We start from the raw sequence: 5,259 nt of genomic DNA on the forward strand, positions 1-5,259 counted from the left end.
CTTTGTAATGCTGTGACCTTTTAGAATTATGTTTCAAATTTTAGCCACTTTGTAGATATTTTGAACGTTTCAAGCCTTGAAAATACTACCGACAGTTTAGATTAAACTGCCTTTACAGACTGTACTAGAATATTTTTAGTGAGCGGATGATATTTATTATTCATTATTTAGGAATTATTAAATCCTATAAATATAATTTATTGGATTAATTTACTTTGGTACTGTGCACATCATCCCCCAGTTAAAAATAAGGAACAATTATGAATAAGATGATGAATGCTCTTATCTTAGAAAATTTTGGTGATCATGAATTTACACGTGTAGAACTCCCTATACCTCACCCTGAGGCTGGGCAAGTTCTGGTACGTATTCATGCTAGCGGTGTAAACCCTATTGATTATAAAATTCGTCTTGGTGAAGCACCATATGCTATGCCAGAGCTTCCTGCCGTGTTGGGAACAGATATGGCTGGGGTTGTAACTGCTGTTGGTGAAGGTGTCACCGACTTCAACGTCGGGGATGAAGTTTACGGTCTGATTGGTGGCGTTCGTGGTCTTCAAGGATCTTTAGCAGAATATGTTGTCGTAGATACTGATCTGATCGCATTAAAGCCACGGAATATCTCTATGCGCGAGGCAGCAGTACTACCATTGACGTTCCTCACCGCTTGGGAAGGTTTAGTGGATCATGCGAAGGTCCAACCAGGTCAAACTGTACTGGTTCAGGGTGGTGCTGGTGGCGTTGGTTATATGGTGGTTCAGCTTGCAAAAGCACTTGATGCAAATGTTTGGGCGACTGGTCGTACAGCTGATCAATCACTAATTTCAGAACTCGGTGCAACACCTCTCGATTACACAACAGCATCTTCCGATGACATTATTGCTGCAAGCCCTGAGGGTCAAGGTTTTAACATTGTTTACGACACTGTGGGTGGTCCAGTACTCGAAGCTTCACTTTCCATGACAACTCACTATGGCCACATTACCAGCTGTGCTGCATTTGGTAATCATAATTTAGCGAGTTCATCTCTACGGTGTGCCACAGTGTCTGGCGTATTCGTCCTAATGCCGATGTTAACAGGCAATCGCCGTGCTCATCATGGTGATATCCTTAAGATCGCGACTCGTCTTGTTGAGGAAGGTAAACTGCGTGCTATTGTTGATCCTCGTCATTTTACTCTAAACCAAGCGATTGAGGCTCATGATGCTGTTCAAGATCGCTCTGCCAATATTAAGGTCGTGATTGATGTCATTTAACGCACTTCAGGCCAAGACTTGGCGCTTCAATAGTATTGGAGATACAGATGTTCTGACATTAGAAACACTTCCTGTGGCTTTACCAGCCGCAGGAGAAGTTCTAATCCAGATGAAAACGATCGGACTCAACCGGGCTGATGTAATGTTTCGGCGTGGTACTTATATTCAAAAGGCAGTATTCCCTTCTCGTCTGGGATATGAGGGAGCAGGCATAGTTCTGGCGATAGGTGAAGGTGTACGCCAATTTTCTCCAGGAGATGCAGTATCGATTCTTCCGACTGACAATCTAGCCAAATATGGGACATATGCGGACAAGCTTCTGATTCCAGAAACTTTTTTAGTTCACAAACCCGATAGTTTAAGTTGGGAAGAAGCTTCTTCAATCTGGATGCAGTATTTGACGGCTTGGGGTGGTGTAATCCATGCTGGTGGAGTTTCGAAAGGAAAAACGATCTTGATCACAGCAGCTTCAAGCAGTGTAGGACTAGCTGCGATACAGATCGCTGAAGCAGCGGGTGCTAAGGTCATTGCAAGTACACAGACGATAGAGAAAAAGCAACGCTTATTAGATCTCGGTGTTAAAAATGTTATAGCCAGTGAAGATGAACCCGATTTGTATGAGGCGCTTGTTTCACGTTTGGATGGAGAACATCTTGATGTCGTCTTCGATGCTGTAGGAGGGCCGCATATTGAACAGATTGCAAAAGCGATGTCGGTAGGAGGAACGATGGTTATGCATGGTGCACTTAGCCAGGAGATCACACCATTTCCTCTTAAAGTTGCATTACGCAAGAGCTTAACCATGCGAGGTTTTTTGTTCCTTGAGGTTCTCCATGACCCTGTTCTAAGGGAGCAAGCCAGACGATTTATTCTTAGCAGTATAGGTGCAGGATATCTTCGTCCAGTGATCGACTGTTGCTTTAACTTTGAGGACATGCATGACGCTCAGCGCTATCTTGAATCAAATCAGCAAATAGGAAAAATTGTAGTTACTCTAAATACATGATGGTCTTATCTGATTTCTACTTTCTAGAAAAAAGGTTAGTTCCATCTGATTCAGTTTTCTATATGGCCCAACACTTCCGCTAAGTAATCAAACAATGTTCGGATTCGCAAAGGTGTCGGGCCCCGCTGTGGACGATATAAATACAGGCGCCAAACTGGAGAGGTTTCCTCATGAAGTATCTGAATGAGCTTACCACTCCTAAGCCACGGCAAAACTAGAAATCCAGGCATGTGTCCGAATCCAACTCCAGCGAGAATCGCTTGAAATTCAGCTTCTAGATCATCTGTAATAAAACGGGGCTTTGATGGCGTGAAGCTTCGACTTTCGGTGAATGTCCATGGCCAGTAACGCCCTGTTTTATGATCGAATAGTGCTGTTAGAGGGTATTTATCAAGGTCAATAATTTTTTTGGGCATTCCGACCTTATCAATTAACTCTGGCGTACCCACAGAATAAAAGTTCACTTTAGCCAATTCCCTTGCCACATATCGATTGTCTGGCAAAAATCCAAATCTGATCCCGATATCTATTCGCTCATCGATCACATCCGAGTGTGAGTCTGTTAGTACACAATCCACGACAATATCTGGATAACGTGTGGCAAATTCTGCTAGTGCAGGTACTACCAATTTACGCCCTAACACAGACGACACAGTAAGACGGACGGTCCCACGCATTTCATCTTGTTTTTCCTTGGTGTCTTTTACAAGCAGAGCATCAATCGATCCTACTGCAAAACGTGCTTGCTTTGCCAGACGCTCACCATCAGCAGTAATTTTAATTTGTCGAGTACTCCTGTAGAACAGAATCTCTCCGCGCTGCTCTTCTAGCTCTTTTATTGCCCGTGTTACTAGCTGCGGGGAAATACCCAGCTGAGTTGCTGCCTCTTTAAAATTGCGAGACTCTGCTGCGACACAAAAGATACGTATCATTTCCAATTTGTTCTGCATGTCCAATCCTGTGGTCTGGTAATTATTCCGTAAATAGGAATTCTGAAAGATAATATTATTCATTTATTATACCTAACAAGGCTGTAATACTTAATCCATCAAATATGATTGACAGATAGGTTGAAGGTTACTTGTATGAATAATATAGAAAATAAAGTTATTGTTATCACTGGTGCAAGTAGTGGTTTAGGTGAAGCTACTGCTCGCTTACTTGCTAAAAAAGGTGCAAAGGTTGTACTTGGTGCTAGACGTACTGAAAAATTAGAGGCTATTGTTCACGACATTCGTGCTGAAGGTGGTCAAGCTGAATTTATTGGTATGGATATAACCAAACCACATGAAGTACAAGCACTTATTGAAAAGGCATTAAGCGCATTTGGTCAAATCGATGTATTGGTAAACAATGCTGGATTGATGTCTATTGCACCATTAAGTGAGCTAAAAGTTGATGAATGGGATCGTATGATCGACATTAATATTAAAGGTGTTCTTTATGGTATAGCAGCTACACTGCCTGTTTTCCAAAAACAAAACTTTGGACACTTTATTAATCTCGCATCTGTTGCAGGGTTAAAAGTATTTAGTCCAGGAGGTACTGTTTATAGCGGTACTAAGTTTGCTGTAAGAGCCATCTCTGAAGGACTTCGTCATGAAGTTGGGGGAACAATTAGAACGACGACTATTGAGCCTGGTGCAATTGAGTCAGAACTAAAATTTGGTTCTTCTCATAAAGAAAGTTCAGAGTTTGTTACTGATTTCTACAAACAAGCCATACCAGCTGACTCAGTCGCTCGAGCAATTGCTTATGCAATTGAACAGCCTGCGGATGTAGATATTAATGAAATTGTTTTGCGCCCAACGAGCCAAGAGTTTTAATTATTGAATAACAAAAAATGGGAGCACTTGGCTCCCATTTTTACTATATTTTTTTAAAGTTGAGGACAAATCTATGAAAGCCGTATCGTATGTTATCAATAACCATGATGATTTTAAAAATTCATTGGTAGATATTGAAAAAGTGAAGCCTACGCTTAAGGAGCGTGATGTACTGGTAAAAGTTCAGGCAATCTCTGTGAATCCAGTTGATACCAAAGTGAGAAAAAATTCGTCTGAAGCAAATAATCGTATTTTAGGTTGGGATGCCGTTGGTGAAATTGTTGAAATTGGCCCAAAAGTTACCTCGTTTAAAGTAGGAGATTCTGTTTGGTATGCTGGCGATTTAACCCGAGATGGTAGTAATGCTGAGTTTCAAGCAGTCGATGAACGAATTATCAGTCTTAAACCCATTACAGTATCTAATGCAGAAGCAGCAGCATTGCCATTAACTGCAATAACGGCATGGGAAATGCTGTTTGATCGGTTTCAAATTTCAGAAACAGAAGTTGGCAGTATTCTGATTATTGGTGGTGCAGGCGGTGTAGGATCTATCGCTATCCAACTCCTAAAAGCAAAAACAAATCTGACCGTTATAGCAACAGCTTCACGTGAAGAAACGAAATCTTGGGTGGAATCACTTGGTGCCGACCATGTCATTGATCATAGCAAAGATTTAAATGCACAAATCGAGACACTAGGCATTGCAAAACCAAAATACGTATTCTCTACAAATCATACAGAAACATATATCAAGCAAATAGTTTCTCTGATTGCACCACAAGGCAAGCTTGGATTAATCGATGATCCACAAACCTTTGATATTATGCCGTTTAAGACTAAATCTATTTCTATCCATTGGGAGTTGATGTTCACCCGTTCAATGTATGAAACCGATGATATTGAAAAGCAAGGTGATCTATTGCAACAGGTTGCCCAATTAGTTGACCAGCAAAAAATTAGAAGTACCCTCAACCAAAATCTAGGCAAAATTAACGCTGCAAACTTGGAGAAGGCGCATAAGTTGCTTGAATCAGGTAAGTCAAAAGGCAAAATTGTACTAGAAAACTTCTAAAACAAATTCAAGGTGAAATAATGACTATTTCAATCATTGCGAACTTTAAGGCAAAGTCAGATCAAAAAGAGACGTTAGAAGCGCTTTTAAAAAGTGTAA

General features: G+C 41.0%; 5 protein-coding genes and 1 pseudogene. 5 read left to right on the forward strand and 1 reads right to left on the reverse strand.

From position 1 onward, the window contains the following. Positions 1-260: 260 nt before the first annotated feature. Complete coding sequence (locus B4033_RS00280; protein WP_286831029.1) at positions 261-1,256, forward strand: zinc-dependent alcohol dehydrogenase family protein; 996 nt, start codon at positions 261-263, stop codon at positions 1,254-1,256. Beyond that, the gene (locus B4033_RS00285) at positions 1,246-2,262 is read left to right on the forward strand and encodes a zinc-dependent alcohol dehydrogenase family protein (protein WP_286831031.1); all 1,017 of its coding nucleotides are present in this window, start codon (positions 1,246-1,248) and stop codon (positions 2,260-2,262) included. Before B4033_RS00280 ends, B4033_RS00285 begins: the two co-directional genes overlap by 11 nt. 50 nt (positions 2,263-2,312) lie before the next feature. Here B4033_RS00285 and B4033_RS00290 read toward each other — a convergent pair whose 3' ends face one another. Continuing rightward, the gene (locus B4033_RS00290) at positions 2,313-3,212 is read right to left on the reverse strand and encodes a LysR family transcriptional regulator (RefSeq protein WP_286831036.1); all 900 of its coding nucleotides are present in this window, start codon (positions 3,210-3,212) and stop codon (positions 2,313-2,315) included. A gap of 135 nt (positions 3,213-3,347) precedes the next feature. On the opposite strand from B4033_RS00290, the gene B4033_RS00295 reads away from it, so the two are divergent. The 3 genes and pseudogenes from B4033_RS00295 to B4033_RS00305 form a co-directional block, all read left to right on the forward strand. After that, positions 3,348-4,088, forward strand: coding sequence for an SDR family oxidoreductase (locus B4033_RS00295; protein ID WP_034617111.1), 741 nt, complete (start codon positions 3,348-3,350; stop codon positions 4,086-4,088). Between the two features lie 73 nt (positions 4,089-4,161). Continuing rightward, entirely contained in the window at positions 4,162-5,160 is a 999-nt protein-coding gene (locus B4033_RS00300; protein ID WP_286831034.1) for a zinc-binding alcohol dehydrogenase family protein, read from the forward strand. A 20-nt stretch (positions 5,161-5,180) separates the two neighbouring features. Beyond that, positions 5,181-5,259, forward strand: a pseudogene (locus B4033_RS00305) (antibiotic biosynthesis monooxygenase); the annotation flags it as partial.

Origin of the sequence: Acinetobacter sp. UBA3132 (genome assembly GCF_002364825.1) — a bacterium.
GTDB lineage: Bacteria > Pseudomonadota > Gammaproteobacteria > Pseudomonadales > Moraxellaceae > Acinetobacter > Acinetobacter schindleri.

Coding starts and splice junctions, on each gene's coding strand:
- B4033_RS00280 (WP_286831029.1), top strand. CDS start 261: ATGAATAAGATGATGAATGCTCTTATCTTAGAAAATTTTGGTGATCAT.
- B4033_RS00285 (WP_286831031.1), top strand. CDS start 1,246: ATGTCATTTAACGCACTTCAGGCCAAGACTTGGCGCTTCAATAGTATT.
- B4033_RS00290 (WP_286831036.1), bottom strand. CDS start 3,212: ATGCAGAACAAATTGGAAATGATACGTATCTTTTGTGTCGCAGCAGAG.
- B4033_RS00295 (WP_034617111.1), top strand. CDS start 3,348: ATGAATAATATAGAAAATAAAGTTATTGTTATCACTGGTGCAAGTAGT.
- B4033_RS00300 (WP_286831034.1), top strand. CDS start 4,162: ATGAAAGCCGTATCGTATGTTATCAATAACCATGATGATTTTAAAAAT.